Genomic DNA, 18,845 nt, shown 5'->3' with positions numbered 1-18,845 from the left:
TCCTCAGATATTCGTTGTGTTCGGATTAACCAGGATCGTTGAGCACGGTTAGCTCATCGCCTTTAATGGCGTTGTAAAAACAACTCCGCCGACCTGTGTGGCAGGCTCCACCTTTTTGATCCACAAGCAGTAGTACCGCATCTCCGTCACAATCCAGACGGATATCATTTACTTGCTGAACGCAGCCGGAGGTCTCACCTTTTCGCCAAAGGCATGATCGGGATCGCGACCAGTAACAGGCTCTGCCAGTCAATAAGGTTTCATCAAGAGCCTGTTGATTCATCCAGGCAAGCATCAACACCTCTCCAGTGTCATATTGCTGTGCAATCGCAGCGATCAATCCATGAGAATCCCAGGGTATTGATGCCAGGATATCTTCAAGTTTAAAAACTGCACCTGCATGGGCTTTTTCCAGTAAGAGAAACATTGGCACCTCACTTATCATGTGTTATGTTATAACGTAACAATAAAATTTGCCAGTTCTTCTTTCCTTACATGGCACGATCAAAACATCAGTAGATTTCCATCGTTTCAGGACAAGAAAAGATAACATCGCTTGAAAATTACAGGAGGCCCGGTGAGTAATAGCCCATATTCTCTAAGTACAAGGGACACTGCATTATCGTCTACGGATTGTTCCGGGCGGAGAGAGCTGATTGAGAGTAAGAAAATACGAATCACACCGCTCCGGGAGAGAGTTTATAATTTCGTCAGTCATGCTAAAGAAAAAGGCATTAGCGCATACCAGATACTGGAATTAATGAAGAAATATAATCCGAATGCAAAACCGGCTACGGTTTATCGTTCTCTGGATTATTTGCAACAGGCAGGGATTATCGTAAAAATAGAATGCTGTAGCAAATTTATCAAAAAAAATAATTTATCCTCTGATGTTGTGACTATTTTTTTTATTTGCTCAAACTGCGGAACAATAATCCAACATACTGACCACCTCATTCATACTTACATTGAGAAAAAAGCAATAGATTATGGTTGTGCTGTACAAAAAAAAGATATTGAAGTTAAAGTAATTTGCCCTGATTGTCGAGGAAAGGGTTAAATCACCAATACGAATAATCATTGAAATCGAGTCAGGCGATAAATAAATTTTAAAATATCTAAAAGCCATCACACTATTACCTGACTCTATAATAAATATAACCGTCAACAAGGATTGTCGGTTGCTTTCATAATTGGCATCAACAACCTCAACCTTCAGAATGAATAAAAGACATCAGAGCCTTATTTTTCTGTCTTATATGTGCTTAACAGGCCGTATTTCTGGACGAATTTCGTGCGAGTAACATGATAATAAACAACCCTCCAATGCCCGCCGTAATAATGCCAATTGGTAGTTCCTGCGGTGCCAGTATCGTCCGGCTGACTATATCGCCGCCACACAGTAATATTGCACCCCAGACGCCACACAAAGGTAACAACAACAGATGCTTAACTCCTGCAAAATGCCGACACAGATGAGGCACCATTAAGCCAACAAATCCAATCACGCCGGTTAATGCCACCATCAACGATGTTGCCAGTGCGCAACAAAGAAAAATCTCGATGCGCAGACGACTCACGTTAATCCCCAGCGACAACGCTGTCTGTTCTCCTGCCAGCACACCATCCAGAGAGCGCCACCGTAACAGGACAAAAGCAAACAGCAACACCAGGCTGAACACTGCGAAAGGCAAATTATTCCAGGTGGCTAATCCCAGACCACCCAGTGACCAGAACAGCACAGAGCTGGCAGCTCGCTGATCGCCCGAAAAAATGAAATAACTGGTCAGCGCCCCGAACAAAAAAGAGATGGCAAGACCGCAGAGAATTAGATGCTCAGCTCCGCGTTGCTTTTTAAAATGAAACAACAGCATTACTGCTATGGCGGAACACACACCACCAACAAACGCCGATACGGGGAGCGTTAATACACCAAGTCGATCACCAAAACGGGTGATCACCAGCACCGCCCCCGCTGACGCGCCGGAGGATAGCCCGAACAAAAAAGGATCGGCCAGATCGTTACGGGTGGTAGTTTGTAACAACGCCCCTACCATTGCCAGTCCCGCCCCTGTCAGCACAGAGAGCAACATCCTCGGTACGCGTAAATCCGTCACAATTCTGCTGACCATGGCAGATACCGGCTCATCCACCAGCTTCAGTGCTCCCAGCACCTGCATTAGCGACAGTGAAACTGTCCCTCTGGTAATACTGAATAACATCAACCCAATCAGCACTACCATGGCTCCCCACATCGCCCAGTGATAACGGTACGACATGAGCATCACTTCGCCGTTGACGGGTACATCGCCCGCGCGAGTTTTTCCACCGCATCAACGTTGGCAGGCCCCGGTGTCAGTTCAGCATATTGTAATTTCAGGTATCGATGATGCTGAACAGCCGGAGTCAGTTTCATTAACGGATGATTCTCAAGAAAATGACGCAGTGCATCCGCACCGCTGCCCGTCTGGTAATCCAACAAAATAATGAAGTCCGGCTCAGTAGCGGCCACGCTTTCCCAGGAAGTCGTTCCCCAACTGGTATCCACCGCCTCCATTACATTTTTACCACCAGCCGCCTCAATTATGGCCGTAGGCATCGCATATTTACCACTGGTAAACGGTTTATCCTCGCCTGAGTCGTAGACGAACACCTTTAAAGGACGGGTACCTGCCGCTGGCTTCGGCAGTTCATTCAACCTCTTTTTCCAGCCGCTGACCAGGGACTGTGCGTCATTGCGCTTGCCAAAAATCTTACCCAGCGTGAGGACATCGTTATACAGCAGATCCATGGTGGCTTTATTTTTGTGCGCAGTGGTGAACACACAGCTTTCACTCAGAACAAAAGTCTTGATGCCATATTTGCTTAGCGTATCCGGCGTCACTTCGCCACCCACCTTCATCCCATAGTTCCAGCCAGCGAAAAAGAAATCAGGTTCGGCTGCCAGCAATGTTTCCAGAGTGGGATATTTGGGTGCCAGTTCTGGGATCGAGCCCATCGCCTTTTTAAATTCCGGCGTCATTTTGTACCAGCCACTAATACCAGTCAGCCCAACAATACGATCCTGTAAATGCAGTGCAAACGCCATTTCTGACATATTAAGGTCGTTGATAACAGCCCTTTTCGGCGGACCGGCGAATGTGACAGGAGTCCCACAACTTTCAATAGTAACAGGAAAATCAGCAGCACTGGCTACTGAGGCAGACAGTACCGCCAGCAGGGATATAAACAATTTTTCATCACTGACTCTCAGAAAGTAATTTATGCACAATGCGGAACTTCAAAAATACGCAACGCCTTTCCTGTATGGGGATGCGGTACGGTAAAACTGGTCAAGCCAAAGATGGGATAAAGGTATTCTGATACCAATACCCTCTCCGGTGTGTCACAGATCACTGATTGCCCCTGCGACAAGAGGAGAACACGGTCAGCAAATGATTCTGTCAGTGTCAGATCGTGCAATACCGCCACGACGGTAATTCCCTTGGTTTTTACAAGGGAAAGTAGTTCCTCGCGCCCGGGAGGATCGAGATGATTGGTGGGTTCATCAAGCAATACCAGGTCGGGCGTCTGTGCCAGTCAGAGGAGCCAATTTGCTGTTTTCATGCATCCTTGCGAATCCTTATCTGATGTTGATTCAACAGGTTAGTGTGAAAACTCTTCCCGGTGCATTTTTGATTTTACCCTACGCATCGGGAAAAATTGGTGGTCAAATCTGGGGTCAGGTTAGTTCGATAATGGAGTGACCCCCATATGTCCCTTACCGACGCAAAAATCCGCACCCTCAAGCCTTCTGATAAACCCTTTAAAGTCTCCGATTCCCACGGTCTGTATCTGCTGGTCAAGCCGGGTGGCTCCCGCCACTGGTATCTCAAATACCGTATTAGCGGTAAAGAATCCCGCATTGCGCTGGGTGCCTATCCAGCCATCTCCCTGTCTGATGCGCGACAGCAACGTGAAGGTATCCGTAAAATGCTGGCGCTGAATATCAACCCGGTACAGCAGCGGGCTGCTGAACGTGGCTCACGAACACCGGATAAAGTTTTTAAAAACGTGGCGCTGGCGTGGCATAAAAGTAACCGAAAATGGTCGCAGAACACCGCTGACCGTCTGCTTGCCAGCATGAACAATCACATCTTTCCGGTCATTGGCAACCTGCCTGTATCAGAACTTAAACCCCGTCATTTCATTGACCTGCTGAAAAGGATCGAGGAAAAAGGTCTGCTGGAAGTTGCGTCCCGCACGCGGCAGCACCTGAGTAACATAATGCGCCATGCGGTTCATCAGGGGTTAATCGATACGAACCCGGCAGCAAATCTTGGCGGCGTGACCACACCTCCTGTCAGACGGCACTATCCTGCCCTGCCACTGGAGCGGCTGCCTGAACTGCTTGAACGTATTGAGGCATATCATCAGGGCCGTGAACTGACGCGGTTGGCCGTCCTGCTGATGCTGCATGTGTTCATTCGCTCCAGTGAACTGCGTTTCGCCCGCTGGTCAGAGATTGATTTCACAAACCGAGTCTGGACGATACCCGCGACGCGAGAACCCATTATTGGAGTGCGTTATTCCGGCCGCGGGGCAAAAATGCGAATGCCGCATATCGTCCCCCTCTCAGAACAGTCCATCGCCATTCTGAAACAGATTAAGGATATCACCGGTAATAATGAACTGATCTTCCCCGGCGACCATAACCCGTATAAGCCAATGTGTGAAAACACGGTCAATAAGGCACTGCGGGTGATGGGTTACGACACGAAAAAGGATATCTGCGGTCACGGCTTCCGGGCAATGGCATGCAGTGCGCTGATGGAATCGGGTTTATGGGCAAAGGACGCAGTAGAACGCCAGATGAGTCATCAGGAGCGCAATACCGTGCGCATGGCTTATATTCATAAGGCAGAGCACCTAGAAGCCCGCAAAGCGATGATGCAGTGGTGGTCGGATTATCTGGAAGCATGCCGAGAATCTTATGCACCGCCTTATACAATTGGTAAAAATAAGTTTATCCCATAGTATACTAACGAATCCCACACTCTGGCAAATTACCACCACCTCTACAGGAGGTGGTTCTATATAGACTTTTATCAACTTCATGACGAAAAACACCTATTTTATCCAAAAAGAAGACAATAGAGTCACAGAGGAATCAAAGAGCGACTCAATTGTCTTTGGACAGTCTGGTTGTGAGGTTAGAAAACAGTTACTCCTACACCATTAAATAGGGCGCAATGCTCGCTAATTTCTCCCGGGTTTCCGTCAGTTCGCGTTCCGGTGTAGATTGCGCGATGATTCCCGCCCCCGCTTGTATCCAGCAGCGCTGGCTGTCCTGAAATACGGAACGCAGAACTAGCGCCGCATCGAAGCGCATATCGTCCAGCAGCAGAATTGCGCCGGAATAGAGCTCTCGCGGCGTCTTCTCAATTTGCATAATCGCGTTCAGGGCAGCGTTTTTAGGGATACCTGAGGCGGTAATCGACGGAAACAGCACGGTAAACGCATCCCAGGCATCCTTGTTTTCCGCAAGCTGACCGCTCACGCCGGACCCCAGATGCTGAACGCTGCCACGCTGGCGAACCGACATTAAATCTTCAACCACCACGCTGCCCGGCAGGCAAACGGCCTCCAGTTCAGCAATCGCTTCTTTGACAGAAAGGATATGCTCAAGCACCTCTTTACTGTCGTGCAGCAGTTCTGCCTCTTTCGCCTTATTATGCTCCGGGTTTCCCATGCGATCGCGGGTGCCCGCAAGCGGTTCAGTGACCACTTTATTGCCCGTCACTGACATCACCAGTTCCGGGCTAAAGCCCAGCGCTTCGCGTCCTTCCTGACGGAACATAAACGAGCGCACAGGTGTATTTGCCTGCCGCCCGTATAACAGCGTGGCGGGCATATCAATCCGCGATGGCAGGGGAATAGCGCGCGAGACAATCACTTTGACATACTCGCCACGGCGGATCTCCGCAACGGCGCGTGCAACCTGTTGTTTATACGCCTCGCCATTGAGGGCGGTATCCACCGCCAGTGGTGCGTTCTGCGTCGTTGTACTGGCCTCTTTTACCCACTCACACAAACGTCGGCCCCCGTCGGCGGAGTCCGCATAAACGGTGACATTTCCCTTTTCAAAAATAAGTTCTTCACGGGGAACGGTTAACGTCAGCAGCGGCCACTCCCCGGCGTTAAAGGCAATCCCCCGCGCATGCGCCGCAAAGTTGAACCCAACCTGTCCATAAACCCGACGTCCTTTGACCTGAGGATGTGCCATAAAACGACGCGCGCAGTCGGTAATGGAATCCACCGCCCATTGTTGCTCCCCGGCATCATCAATAAATGTCGCCTGCGTTCCGTCGGCATTAATGTGCAACCGTGCCAGGCACCCTTTGCCTAAATACCAACAGGGTTGACGCTCATAGACATAACACTCTTCTTCTGCGAACTGGCGTAAAACGCCAGAAATCGTCGGCAGCCATTGTTCCTCTGGTAACGCCAGGTGTAAAAATTCACTGATTTTCATCCCTTACCTCTCTGTGTTATTCCCGGATCAATCAATTGCGCTTGTCATCAGTTCTCTTGCCGAATGCAGCCGGATATAAGCAACCCACGCCGCCAGCAACGTGAATACCCCGGCAAACAGGAAGCAGGCCGCATAGCCAAAATGTTGAGCAACAACGCCGCCGATAACACCAGCCAGGATGGCGATTGCCGCGTCAGTACATTGAAAGAGGGTGAAGTCGACACCGGCCTGCAAAGGCGATGAAAGCGACATCAGCGTGGCGTAAAGACAGACCAGCGCGCAGGCCAGCGAAATGGACTGGACAATGACCAGACACTGGAGAATCGGCAGCAACAGATGACCCGGCGCCATCATGAACGTCATCACCACCGCCAGCAGCGCGATCCCCTGGACGCCATAAGCCGTCAACAGCGCTCTGCCGGGTGAGGTGTATTTCATCAGTAATCCGCCGGCCAGCGTTCCTGCTATGCCCGCTGCAATATTGCCGCCGCTGAACAGCGCGCCCAACGCAGACATGCTCAACCCATGATCCAACAACAGCGGCGCCAGAAGAGGCAGCACAAACCGCATGCCTGAATTCAGCATTAATACCAGCAGTAAGCCCAGGCGCGCCTGCTTCCTCCTTAGCGCATAACCTAACGCCGGAACATGCGGGATAGGCGCTGTTCGCGTCGGCTCCGTAATGCGCCACAGCGGGAATGACAGCGCCATCATCAGCATCGCCATCATCAGCATGGCGACAGGCCAGCCGGATGCTGCCGACAACATCAGGAACACCCCGCCGCCGCACATCATTCCCAGATAGCTGCCGCCGACCTGCACGCTGTTTCCCCAGCCGTAACCCGCGCGAGTCAGTTGATCGACGCAAAAGCCGTCGCTGGCGATATCAATGGTGGAAGCGACCGTGCCTGCCACCATAAACAGAACAAATAACGCGACGATTTGCGTATCGGGAAATCCTCCTTCTCGCCCAAACCAGCCAATCGCTGCGGCAATCATCAGGATCGCCGCTAGCGCGACCTGACCACGCAGGATTAACATCCGCGAACGGCGTTCCTGGCTACCGGGCGGAAGCCGCCAGCGTTCGATCCACGGCGCCCAAATAAACTTCAGCGCCCAGGGCAGCATGAACAGGGTTGTCGCACCGGCAAGCGCCAGCGATCCGCCAGCAGCGCGCACCAGCGCGGGTAAGGACTGCATAGACAGCGCCGATACCAGACTCTGCGTCACATAGACGCCGGCAATAGCAAAAATCACCCGCCCGGTCGTCAACGTCAGCGGTTTCACATTCGACTGAACATCACTCATGCACCCACTCTCCAGACGCGGAAACCCCGTCGTCGCGCCACACGCGCGCGGCCATTTGCGCCTGCCACAGCGCCTGATAACGTCCATGATGTGAGAGCAATTGCGCATGAGTACCCTGCTCAACCACCTGTCCCTCTTCTATCACCAGAATGTTTCCGGCCCCGGCGATGGTGGATAAACGGTGAGCGATGATAATCACCGTCCGGTTGTGAACCAGGTTATCGATCGCTTTTTGCACCGCCAGCTCGCTTTCAATATCCAGCGCGGCAGTCGGTTCATCGAGAATGACGACCGGCGCGTTTTTCAATAACGCTCTGGCAATGGAAATCCGCTGGCGCTCGCCGCCCGATAGCTGGCCGCCCATCTCTCCCATTGGCGTCAGCCAGCCTTGCGGAAGACGGGAAATAAACTCAAGGCACTGCGCCGCGCGGGCGGCCTCTTCTACCTCCTGCCGCGTCGCCTGTGGGCGCGCGATACGGATATTCGCCAGCAGCGTGTCATCAAACAGCCAGACATCCTGGAAAACAACAGAAATCAGGCTATTGAGCTGTTCCGGCGTCAGGCGGCGAATATCGACGCCGCCAATAGAAATCTGCCCTTGCTGCGGATCGGCATAGCGCATTAACAGTTTGGTGACCGTAGTTTTGCCTGCGCCGGAGGCACCCACCAGCGCGCTCATACTGGCTGCCGGGAACGTCAAAGAAACATGATTAAGCGCGTGGCCGTCGCCTTCTTCGTAGCGATAGCTGACGTTGTCAAAGCGGATATCGTAACGTTCCGGCATCTCGCTTTGCTCTGCGACGGGAAGCGGTGCTATCGCCATAAACCGCTCAATCCGTTGCAGGGCGCTGGCGATCAGTTCCACAACCGAGGTGTAGCTGATAAACATCGCCATCGGTTCTGCGAAGCGCATAATCATCGCGACGGCGGCAATCAAAAAGGCGAGGTTCAGAGTGCCCGTCACTACCCAGACGATCCCGGATAACACCACCACCTGTAGGCCCAACTCCACGACGCTGGCGATCAGCATCGTCGCGCCAGCGCCCTGACGGTGAGTGCGGGTCTGTAAGTTTTCCAGCGCATTGAAATGCGCCAGCAGCGCCCGGCTTTTATCGGCATCGCTGCCGCAGGTGCGCAATACCATCATCCCCTGAGCAAATTCAACGATATCGCCGCTCAGACGCTGGTGCGCTTCCCCCAGCGTCTGCATTTGTCGCCGCATCGCCGGGCGGCGCCAGTAATAAAACGGCACCAGCAGAGGGAAGATCAGCAACATCACCAGCCCCAGCCGCCAGTCTATCCACAATGTCGCCAGCGACGCCGTCAGCGGCGTGACAATGGTGAGCAGCAAAATATTGGCTATCGCAATAACATAATTGAGGTTTTCATCCACGCTGCCCAGCAGCAAGGCGTTCATTTCACCCGCCCTGCCGCGCTGGAGCTTCTCCAGCGGCACGCGGCGTAACTGCTCGCCAAGTCGCAGGCGCAACTCATGGGTGGCCTGCGCCAGATGACCACGGTATTCAAAGCCCAGGCCATACCAGCGTAGCACCAGCGTCACAATTGCGGCGACGCTGAAGGCCATAGCCCAGTTAAGAAGTTGCGGCGCGTCTCCCCGTAACAGCGCATCAATGATCGGATAAAGACAGGCAAAGGCGATCCCCTGCATGAATGCCGCCAGCAACAGCGCCAGCATACTGCGTCGCAGCATCCTGGCCTGACTGCCAACGCTGGAGATAAGCTGGCGCCAGTTGACGCGCCAGGCCAGGTTATCCGCAGGATTATTGTCTTTCATTTTCCACCACCTCTTCCTGTGTTCCACCCGGCACCCAATGCTGCGCCTGCTGATAGTGTTGCCAGAGCCGTTGATACAGGCCGCCCTGCGCCAACAGTTGCGTATGGTTCCCCATTTCCCTGAGCTGTCCGTCGGAAAACAGCAATATCACATCGGCCTGAGTCACCATTGAGAGACGATGCGCGACCATGATGACCGTCCGGCCACGCATGGCCGCCGCGAGCGCCTTGATAAGCGCCGCTTCGTTTTCCGGGTCAGCAAACGCCGTCGCCTCATCGAGCACCAGGATGGGGCGATCCTGCAAAAGCGCCCGGGCGATAGTAATGCGCTGCCGCTGGCCGCCGGAGAGAAATACCCCACGTTCCCCGACTCGTGTGTTGTAACCTTCTGGCAGAGCGCTAATAAAATCATGGGCCTGCGCCACTCTGGCCGCCGCTATTACCGCCTCCAGCGGCGTATCCGGCGCGCCCAGACGAATGTTATTGGCTATCGTGTCGGCAAAAAGGAAGTTGTCCTGAAACACAAACGAGAGTTGCTTCATCAGGGTGTCCGTCTGCATATCACGCAGATCCACGCCTCCAATACGGATATGGCCTTTGTCCGGGTCGGCGTAACGCAGCAGCAAGCGCGCCACGGTGCTTTTTCCGGCGCCGCTTGGCCCGACCAGCGCCACAATTTGCCCGGCAGGCACATGAAAGCTCACCTCCTGCAACGCGGCGCCAGTACGCGCTTGCGGATAATGAAAGCTCACCTGCTCAAAGGTAATGCTCGCCTCTTGCGGCTGCTGGTCAGACTGCGGCAGCGATAACTCCGGCATCGCGAGAACCTGATAAATACGCTGAATGCTTAAACGCGTTTGCGCGACCAGGTTATTGAGCATCATCATTGGCATTACGGCTTCGGCCATTCCGCTGCCCAGCAGTAAAACGGCCACCCACGCGATAAAATCGAAACTGCCATAGTGCAGCAGGCCGTATCCCGACCAGATCAGGACAAACAGGGTCGGGAGAGGATTCAGAATCGAGAAGGAAAAACGCGCTGAAAAACCGGCTTTGCGATACCAGGTTTTGAGCACATCGACCCACTCTTCAAGGGCGCGTTGATAGCGCAAAAAACTGGTGCTGCCGCTATCAAACGTTCTCACCACGGGCATGGCCTGCACGAACTCAATCACCGCCGCGCTAACCTGCTCGCGCGCCTTATGATAACGCTGAGCCATATCTTCCGAACGCTGGCGGGCGAGCACGAGAACAACCGATCCAAACGCCAGTACCCCCAGCGTCGCGATTGCCAGCCGCCAGTCCAGCCAGAACAAGATAACGATTGTCGCCAGCGGCATGATGATCGCGCGGGCATAGAGCGGCGTGCTGTCGGCCACAAAAATATGTAACGACTTCACGTCATCCAGCATCACTTTCGCCACTGACCCGCTGCCCATTTGCTGTAACACGCCAGGCGGAAGCTGCAATGCTTTACGGGCTAACCTGCTGCGCAGAATGTTCTCCAGATGAAAAGCCGCGTAATGAGAGGTGTTGAACGCCTGTAAGCGCAGAACAAAAGTTAAGACCACGCAGCCGATCACGCCGCCCAGCGGCCAGGCCGGAATAGCGTCAGGCGTCGCGCGAATGTCACGCAGGCTCCACGCCAGAAAAAGGAGCGCCCCCAGGCTGGTTAATGCCGCCAGCCCCGCCAGCGCCATAGCTAAAATAACCTTCCTGCGAACCGGTGTAATCACCTGCCAGAGAGGAAATCGGGACAGCGATTCAGTATTGGATGATTGAGATGACATGGGAGTAACTGAATTTCCTGATGAATTTTTACGGACGCCAAAAACGACAATTCAGGGTGGCGTTCTGAGAATTAATGTGAATAATAACCATTATCAATAACTCATCTACCCCATTCGGTTCTATTTATACCCGCATTGGTCTAAGCCACAGGGAGATAACCAGGTCATGACGGAGTCACCGCAAACGCAATCTGAAATCTCTATTCACCAGTTGGTGGTCGGGAAACCTGCAAACGATGGCAATATTCCTGCTCAGTGTGAACTGCTGCGCTGTTCGTTGCAGGAAGGTATGGATATTTTGCTCTGGAGGGGCCATTTTGCGCGGCCTGAGACGTTGCAGCTACACGACGATCTGGGCAGGATTAACTTCTCGTGCATCCTGGAAGGCACATCGCGCTTTGCGATTCAGGGACTCCGGCGCCACACCGACTGGGAGCTTGCGCGCAATCGCCATTACATTACCCATACGCCAGACTGTCGCGGCAGCGCCTCCTATTGTGGCCGATTCGAGAGCATTACCCTCTCCTTCAGCCCTGAAACCCTCGCGCTGTGGGTGCCGGATATTAGCGCGGTCATTAAGAATAAGATCGACTCCCACTGCTGTTGCCAGCAGCAGCGTTGTAATGCTGAAACCCACTTAACGGCTCAGGCCTTGCGTCACGCGCTGATGCGCATGCACGGCGGCTTCAGTCATGAACAAAAGCCGTCGACGCTATGGTTGCAGGGGCAAAGTCTGGTCATGCTCAGTCTGGTGCTGGATGAACATCGCGAAGACGCCAGTTGCCTCTCCTGCCACTTCAACCCGATGGAACGCCAGAAACTGCTGCGGGCGAAGGATCTGCTGCTGGCTGATCTGACGCAAGCGCCGGGCGTCGCGGAGCTGGCCAGAGAGTCCGGTCTGAGCGTTCTCAAAATTAAGCGAGGCTTCCGCGTTCTGTTCAACAACAGCGTCTATGGCCTGTTTCAGGCTGAACGAATGCAGGAAGCCAGAAGACGCCTGGCCAACGGCAATACCTCCGTCATGACGGTGGCGGCCGATCTGGGCTATGCCAACGCCAGCCATTTCTCTGCCGCCTTCCAGAAACAGTTTGGCGTAACCCCTTCGACCTTTAAACGCGTGATGTAACCGGGGTCGCGCCCCCCTAAACTCCTCCCTGACAGAGGCCCGGATACCCCATCCGGGCCTCTGTTCTTTCCGCCTGTTACCAACCCGAAACGGGCATAAATAAACCCGTTTCGGGTAGCATCCAATTGTTAATAATTATTATTCTCATATGAGCAATGCTTTTCGGTAAGACGTGCCATCAGGAGGAAGAATGATTTCTGGCGCACCATCTCAGGATTCGCTGTTACCGGACAACCGCCACGCGGCTGATTACCAACAATTACGCGAGCGGCTCATACAGGAACTGAATTTAACGCCGCAGCAGTTACATGAAGAGAGCAACCTGATCCTGGCCGGCCTGGATTCCATAAGATTGATGAGATGGTTACACTGGTTTCGTAAAAATGGCTACCGCCTTACCCTTCGCGAGCTGTATGCCGCCCCCACGCTGGCGGCATGGAACCAGTTAATGCTCAGCCGGTCGCCTGAGAACGCGGAAGAAGAAACGCCGCCCGACGAATCATCCTGGCCGAACATGACCGAAAGTACCCCCTTCCCATTGACGCCAGTACAGCACGCCTACCTGACGGGCCGCATGCCGGGGCAGAAGCTTGGCGGCGTGGGTTGCCACCTGTATCAGGAGTTTGAAGGCCATTGTCTGACGGCGTCGCAGCTGGAGCAGGCCATCACGACCTTGCTGCAACGCCACCCAATGCTGCATATCGCCTTTCGCCCCGACGGGCAGCAGGTCTGGCTACCGCAACCTTACTGGAACGGCGTCACCGTTCATGATTTACGCCATAACGACGCTGAAAGCCGCCAGGCCTATCTGGACGCACTGCGCCAGCGCCTGAGCCACCGTCTTTTACGCGTGGAAATCGGCGAAACGTTTGATTTTCAGCTGACGCTCTTGCCGGACAATCGCCACCGCCTCCATGTCAATATTGACCTGCTGATTATGGATGCCTCCAGCTTTACGCTTTTCTTCGATGAGCTTAACGCCCTGCTGGCCGGAGAATCGCTGCCGGCTATCGACACCCGCTATGATTTCCGCTCGTATTTGCTGCACCAGCAGAAGATCAATCAACCACTGAGAGACGACGCGCGCGCTTACTGGCTGGCGAAAGCATCGACGCTTCCCCCCGCGCCCGTCTTGCCGCTGGCCTGCGAACCCGCCACGCTACGTGAAGTCCGTAATACCCGACGCCGCATGATTGTCCCGGCAACACGCTGGCACGCCTTTAGCAACCGGGCCGGCGAGTATGGCGTGACGCCGACAATGGCGCTGGCGACCTGTTTTTCTGCCGTGCTGGCTCGCTGGGGCGGCCTGACGCGTCTGCTGCTTAACATCACCTTATTCGACCGCCAGCCGCTGCACCCGGCGGTTGGCGCGATGCTTGCCGACTTCACCAATATTCTTCTGCTGGATACCGCCTGCGATGGCGATACCGTCAGCAACCTGGCGCGTAAAAACCAGCTCACGTTTACGGAGGACTGGGAGCATCGCCACTGGTCCGGCGTCGAATTACTCCGTGAACTCAAACGCCAGCAGCGCTACCCCCACGGCGCCCCGGTGGTATTTACCAGCAATCTGGGGCGTTCCCTCTACAGCAGCCGCGCAGAATCGCCGTTGGGCGAGCCGGAATGGGGCATCTCGCAAACGCCGCAGGTCTGGATAGATCATCTGGCGTTCGAGCATCACGGCGAGGTCTGGCTACAATGGGACAGCAACGACGCGCTGTTCCCTCCGGCGTTAGTCGAAACATTGTTCGACGCCTACTGCCAGTTGATTAACCAACTCTGCGATGACGAAAGCGCCTGGCAAAAGCCGTTCGCAGATATGATGCCCGCCAGCCAGCGCGCGATACGCGAACGGGTCAACGCCACCGGCGCCCCCATTCCCGAAGGCTTGCTGCATGAAGGCATTTTCCGTATCGCTCTGCAACAGCCGCAGGCGCTGGCGGTAACGGACATGCGTTATCAGTGGAATTATCATGAGCTGACAGACTATGCCCGCCGTTGCGCGGGCAGGTTAATCGAGTGCGGGGTTCAGCCCGGCGATAATGTGGCTATCACGATGTCGAAAGGCGCAGGACAACTTGTTGCGGTTCTGGCCGTCCTGCTGGCCGGGGCGGTTTACGTTCCGGTTTCGCTGGATCAGCCTGCCGCACGGCGCGAGAAAATCTACGCTGACGCCAGCGTCCGGCTGGTGCTCATTTGTCAGCACGACGCCAGCGCCGGGTCAGACGATATTCCCGTCCTTGCCTGGCAGCAGGCCATTGAGGCGGAGCCGATCGCCAACCCGGTAGTACGCGCCCCCACGCAACCGGCCTACATTATCTACACCTCCGGCTCTACCGGTACGCCGAAAGGGGTAGTCATTTCTCACCGGGGAGCGCTTAACACCTGTTGCGATATCAATACCCGCTATCAGGTTGGCCCGCATGACAGGGTGCTGGCCCTCTCCGCCCTACATTTTGATTTATCGGTTTACGACATTTTTGGCGTACTGCGCGCGGGCGGCGCGCTGGTGATGGTGATGGAAAATCAACGGCGCGATCCTCACGCATGGTGTGAGCTGATCCAGCGCCATCAGGTCACGCTCTGGAACAGCGTCCCGGCGCTGTTCGATATGCTGCTGACCTGGTGTGAAGGTTTCGCCGACGCCACGCCGGAAAACCTGCGCGCAGTGATGCTTTCCGGCGACTGGATCGGGCTTGACCTCCCCGCCCGTTATCGGGCCTTCCGGCCACAAGGACAATTTATCGCGATGGGCGGCGCCACCGAGGCGTCTATCTGGTCTAACGCCTGCGAAATTCACGACGTCCCCGCCCACTGGCGTTCCATCCCTTACGGTTTTCCGCTAACCAACCAACGCTACCGGGTGGTGGATGAACAGGGCCGGGACTGCCCTGACTGGGTGCCGGGTGAATTATGGATTGGCGGCATTGGGGTCGCGGAAGGCTATTTCAACGATCCCCTGCGTAGCGAGCAGCAATTTTTGACGCTCCCGGACGAGCGCTGGTATCGCACCGGCGATCTCGGCTGCTACTGGCCAGATGGCACAATCGAGTTCCTCGGTCGTCGCGACAAGCAGGTCAAAGTCGGAGGATATCGCATCGAGCTGGGCGAAATCGAAAGCGCGCTCAGCCAGCTGGCGGGGGTGAAACAAGCAACCGTTCTGGCGATCGGCGAAAAAGAAAAAACGCTGGCGGCATACGTTGTTCCTCAAGGCGAGGCTTTTTGCATTACCGATCATCGGAACCCGGCACTGCCGCAGGCGTGGCACACGCTTGCGGGAACGTTGCCCTGTTGCGCCATCTCGCCAGAGATCTCCGCAGAACAGGTAGCCGATTTCCTTCAGCATCGCCTGCTAAAACTGAAGCCGGGTCACACCGCTGGCGCCGATCCTCTCCCCCTGATGAACTCACTCGCTATCCAGCCGCGCTGGCAGGCCGTGGTGGAACGCTGGTTAGCATTTCTGGTGACACAACGGCGACTGAAGCCCGCTGCTGAAGGTTATCAGGTCTGCGCTGGTGAAGAACGCGAGGATGAGCACCCGCACTTCAGCGGACATGATTTAACGTTATCGCAAATTCTTCGCGGTGCCCGTAACGAACTGTCGTTACTGAACGACGCGCAGTGGTCGCCGGAAAGCCTGGCCTTTAACCATCCGGCCAGCGCCCCGTATATTCAGGAACTGGCGACAATTTGCCAACAGCTTGCACAGCGCTTACAGCGCCCGATACGCCTGCTTGAGGTGGGAACCCGCACTGGCCGCGCCGCAGAATCGCTGTTAGCACAGCTCAACGCCGGACAGATTGAGTATGTCGGGCTTGAGCAGAGCCAGGAGATGCTGCTGAGCGCCCGGCAGAGGCTCGCCCCCTGGCCTGGCGCCCGTCTGTCCCTCTGGAATGCAGACACGCTGGCGGCGCACGCTCACTCGGCGGACATTATCTGGCTTAATAACGCCCTGCATCGTCTGCTGCCGGAAGATCCCGGGCTTCTTGCGACATTACAACAGCTTGCCGTTCCCGGCGCGCTGCTCTACGTGATGGAGTTTCGCCAGTTAACGCCGTCCGCCCTGCTCAGCACGCTCCTGTTAACCAATGGGCAGCCGGAGGCCTTGCTGCATAACAGCGCCGACTGGGCGGCATTATTTAGCGCGGCCGCCTTCAACTGTCAGCATGGCGATGAGGTCGCGGGGTTACAACGCTTCCTCGTACAATGTCCTGACAGGCAGGTGCGCCGCGATCCCCGTCAACTTCAGGCCGCCCTCGCTGGACGTCTGCCGGGGTGGATGGTGCCGCAACGGATCGTCTTCCTCGACGCCTTACCGCTGACGGCTAATGGGAAAATTGACTACCAGGCGCTGAAGCGTCGTCATACCCCTGAAGCGGAAAACCCGGCCGAAGCGGATTTACCCCAGGGCGACATTGAAAAACAGGTTGCCGCCCTCTGGCAGCAACTCTTATCAACTGGCAATGTCACCAGAGAAACCGACTTCTTCCAGCAAGGCGGCGATAGCCTGCTGGCGACCCGTCTGACCGGGCAACTTCATCAGGCAGGTTATGAAGCGCAATTAAGCGACCTGTTTAATCATCCCCGGCTGGCGGATTTTGCCGCCACGCTGCGGAAAACCGACGTCCCGGTCGAACAACCATTCGTCCACTCCCCTGAAGATCGCTACCAGCCCTTTGCGCTTACCGACGTGCAGCAGGCTTACCTGGTGGGGCGTCAGCCGGGCTTTGCCCTGGGCGGCGTCGGCTCACATTTCTTTGTTGAATTTGAAATTGCCGATCTGGACCTCACCCGGCTGGAGACGGTCTGGAACCGATTAATCGCCCGCCACGATATGCTGCGCGCCATCGTGCGTGATGGACAGCAACAGGTGCTCGAACAGACGCCCCCCTGGGTGATACCCGCACACACCCTCCATACGCCTGAAGAGGCGTTGCGGGTGCGCGAAAAACTGGCGCATCAGGTACTCAACCCCGAAGTGTGGCCGGTATTCGATCTCCAGGTCGGATACGTGGACGGGATGCCTGCCCGCCTGTGGCTGTGTCTGGATAACCTGTTGCTTGACGGTCTGAGCATGCAGATCCTGCTGGCGGAGCTGGAGCACGGCTACCGCTACCCGCAACAGCTGCTTCCGCCGCTGCCCGTCACCTTCAGGGATTATCTGCAACAACCCTCGCTACAGTCGCCCAATCCAGATTCTCTGGCATGGTGGCAGGCGCAGCTTGATGATATTCCTCCGGCGCCTGCGTTGCCGCTGCGCTGCTTGCCTCAGGAGGTTGAAACACCGCGCTTCGCCCGCCTGAACGGCGCGCTGGACAGCACGCGCTGGCATCGGCTGAAAAAACGGGCGGCTGACGCCCATCTCACCCCGTCGGCCGTACTGTTGTCGGTGTGGTCAACGGTTCTCTCTGCATGGAGTGCACAGCCTGAGTTCACGCTTAACCTTACGCTTTTCGACAGGCGACCGCTGCACCCGCAAATCAACCAGATTCTGGGCGATTTCACCTCGCTGATGCTGCTGAGCTGGCATCCCGGCGAAAGCTGGCTGCACAGCGCGCAGTCACTACAGCAGCGGCTGAGCCAGAACCTCAACCACCGCGATGTGTCAGCCATCCGCGTGATGCGTCAACTGGCGCAACAGCAAAACGTGCCTGCCGTTCCGATGCCCGTCGTCTTTACCAGCGCGCTGGGCTTTGAGCAGGATAACTTCCTCGCCCGGCGTAATCTGCTCAAACCGGTCTGGGGCATCTCCCAGACGCCGCAGGTCTGGCTCGATCACCAGATTTATGAATCCGAAGGCGAACTGCGCTTTAACTGGGATTTTGTCGCCGCGCTGTTTCCTGCCGGGCAGGTGGAGCGCCAGTTTGAACAGTATTGCGCATTGCTAAACCGAATGGCCGAGGATGAAAGCGGCTGGCAACTGCCGCTCGCCGCGCTGGTGCCTCCCGTTAAACACGCAGGGCAATGCGCAGAGCGCTCACCGCGCGTATGCCCTGAGCAATCTCAGCCACACATTGCGGCGGACGAGAGCACCGTCAGCCTGATTTGCGACGCCTTCCGCGAGGTGGTTGGCGAGTCTGTCACGCCCGCAGAAAACTTCTTTGAGGCGGGCGCAACGTCGCTGAATCTGGTGCAACTGCACGTTTTGTTACAACGTCACGAATTTTCCACCCTGACGTTGCTTGACCTCTTCACCCACCCTTCTCCTGCTGCCCTGGCCGATTATCTGGCCGGCGTCGCCACGGTGGAGAAAACAAAACGACCTCGCCCTGTTCGCCGTCGTCAGCGGCGGATCTAGCGCGAAGCAAACTGA

At 55.4% G+C, this 18,845-nt stretch carries 11 protein-coding genes and 1 pseudogene; 4 read left to right on the top strand and 8 right to left on the bottom strand.

All coding sequences use genetic code 11. The features are described from left to right. Positions 1 to 25: 25 nt before the first annotated feature. Positions 26 to 427, bottom strand: a complete 402-nt coding sequence (hisI, locus tag KB890_RS23475; RefSeq protein WP_094965570.1) for a phosphoribosyl-AMP cyclohydrolase — start codon at positions 425 to 427, stop codon at positions 26 to 28. A 150-nt stretch (positions 428 to 577) separates the two neighbouring features. Between hisI and KB890_RS23470 the strand changes: the two genes are divergently transcribed. After that, entirely contained in the window at positions 578 to 1,060 is a 483-nt protein-coding gene (locus tag KB890_RS23470) for a Fur family transcriptional regulator (protein WP_060503931.1), read from the top strand. A 205-nt stretch (positions 1,061 to 1,265) separates the two neighbouring features. On the opposite strand, the gene KB890_RS23465 is transcribed toward KB890_RS23470, so the two are convergent. The 3 genes and pseudogenes from KB890_RS23465 to KB890_RS23455 form a co-directional block, all read right to left on the bottom strand. Next, positions 1,266 to 2,285, bottom strand: a complete 1,020-nt coding sequence (locus KB890_RS23465; protein WP_000930220.1) for a FecCD family ABC transporter permease — start codon at positions 2,283 to 2,285, stop codon at positions 1,266 to 1,268. Continuing rightward, positions 2,285 to 3,232, bottom strand: coding sequence for an ABC transporter substrate-binding protein (locus KB890_RS23460; protein WP_040167328.1), 948 nt, complete (start codon positions 3,230 to 3,232; stop codon positions 2,285 to 2,287). Before KB890_RS23460 ends, KB890_RS23465 begins: the two co-directional genes overlap by 1 nt. A gap of 29 nt (positions 3,233 to 3,261) precedes the next feature. Further along, positions 3,262 to 3,579, bottom strand: a pseudogene (locus KB890_RS23455) (ABC transporter ATP-binding protein); the annotation flags it as partial. Positions 3,580 to 3,753: 174 nt separating this feature from the next. Between KB890_RS23455 and KB890_RS23450 the strand changes: the two are divergent. Beyond that, positions 3,754 to 5,016 (top strand): tyrosine-type recombinase/integrase, encoded by a 1,263-nt coding sequence (locus KB890_RS23450; RefSeq protein ID WP_032425812.1) that lies wholly within the window; start codon positions 3,754 to 3,756, stop codon positions 5,014 to 5,016. A 193-nt stretch (positions 5,017 to 5,209) separates the two neighbouring features. On the opposite strand, the gene ybtS is transcribed toward KB890_RS23450, so the two are convergent. From ybtS to ybtP, 4 genes are read right to left on the bottom strand one after another with little or no spacing between them, the layout of a single operon-like run. After that, entirely contained in the window at positions 5,210 to 6,514 is a 1,305-nt protein-coding gene (gene ybtS / locus KB890_RS23445; protein WP_000703034.1) for a yersiniabactin biosynthesis salicylate synthase Irp9/YbtS, read from the bottom strand. 27 nt (positions 6,515 to 6,541) lie between these two features. Further along, positions 6,542 to 7,822, bottom strand: coding sequence for a yersiniabactin-associated zinc MFS transporter YbtX (gene ybtX, locus KB890_RS23440; protein WP_001593428.1), 1,281 nt, complete (start codon positions 7,820 to 7,822; stop codon positions 6,542 to 6,544). Beyond that, positions 7,815 to 9,617, bottom strand: a complete 1,803-nt coding sequence (gene ybtQ / locus KB890_RS23435; RefSeq protein WP_001593429.1) for a yersiniabactin ABC transporter ATP-binding/permease protein YbtQ — start codon at positions 9,615 to 9,617, stop codon at positions 7,815 to 7,817. The genes ybtX and ybtQ overlap by 8 nt, the downstream gene beginning before the upstream one ends. Further along, complete coding sequence (gene ybtP / locus KB890_RS23430; protein WP_001327262.1) at positions 9,604 to 11,316, bottom strand: yersiniabactin ABC transporter ATP-binding/permease protein YbtP; 1,713 nt, start codon at positions 11,314 to 11,316, stop codon at positions 9,604 to 9,606. Before ybtP ends, ybtQ begins: the two co-directional genes overlap by 14 nt. A gap of 256 nt (positions 11,317 to 11,572) precedes the next feature. Here ybtP and ybtA point away from each other — a divergent pair, with 256 nt between their 5' ends. Together ybtA and irp2 are read left to right on the top strand one after the other, a co-directional pair. After that, positions 11,573 to 12,532 (top strand): yersiniabactin transcriptional regulator YbtA, encoded by a 960-nt coding sequence (gene ybtA / locus KB890_RS23425; RefSeq protein ID WP_000140406.1) that lies wholly within the window; start codon positions 11,573 to 11,575, stop codon positions 12,530 to 12,532. Between the two features lie 190 nt (positions 12,533 to 12,722). Beyond that, positions 12,723 to 18,830 carry a yersiniabactin non-ribosomal peptide synthetase HMWP2 gene (irp2, locus tag KB890_RS23420; protein ID WP_094965475.1) on the top strand — a complete coding sequence of 2,036 codons (6,108 nt, stop codon included), beginning with the start codon at positions 12,723 to 12,725 and terminating at the stop codon, positions 18,828 to 18,830. The last annotated feature ends 15 nt before the right edge of the window (positions 18,831 to 18,845 follow it).

Source organism: Klebsiella sp. P1954, from assembly GCF_018199955.1.
Lineage (GTDB): Bacteria > Pseudomonadota > Gammaproteobacteria > Enterobacterales > Enterobacteriaceae > Klebsiella > Klebsiella pneumoniae.
Note: the sequence above shows the minus strand (reverse complement) of the source record. Positions and strands in the feature narration are given on the sequence as shown.

What these genes read in the sequence shown, in the direction of transcription:
- hisI (WP_094965570.1), bottom strand. Translation starts at nt 427, where the DNA reads ATGTTTCTCTTACTGGAAAAAGCCCATGCAGGTGCAGTTTTTAAACTT.
- KB890_RS23465 (WP_000930220.1), bottom strand. Translation starts at nt 2,285, where the DNA reads ATGCTCATGTCGTACCGTTATCACTGGGCGATGTGGGGAGCCATGGTA.
- KB890_RS23450 (WP_032425812.1), top strand. Translation starts at nt 3,754, where the DNA reads ATGTCCCTTACCGACGCAAAAATCCGCACCCTCAAGCCTTCTGATAAA.
- ybtS (WP_000703034.1), bottom strand. Translation starts at nt 6,514, where the DNA reads ATGAAAATCAGTGAATTTTTACACCTGGCGTTACCAGAGGAACAATGG.
- ybtX (WP_001593428.1), bottom strand. Translation starts at nt 7,822, where the DNA reads ATGAGTGATGTTCAGTCGAATGTGAAACCGCTGACGTTGACGACCGGG.
- ybtQ (WP_001593429.1), bottom strand. Translation starts at nt 9,617, where the DNA reads ATGAAAGACAATAATCCTGCGGATAACCTGGCCTGGCGCGTCAACTGG.
- ybtP (WP_001327262.1), bottom strand. Translation starts at nt 11,316, where the DNA reads ATGGCGCTGGCGGGGCTGGCGGCATTAACCAGCCTGGGGGCGCTCCTT.
- ybtA (WP_000140406.1), top strand. Translation starts at nt 11,573, where the DNA reads ATGACGGAGTCACCGCAAACGCAATCTGAAATCTCTATTCACCAGTTG.
- irp2 (WP_094965475.1), top strand. Translation starts at nt 12,723, where the DNA reads ATGATTTCTGGCGCACCATCTCAGGATTCGCTGTTACCGGACAACCGC.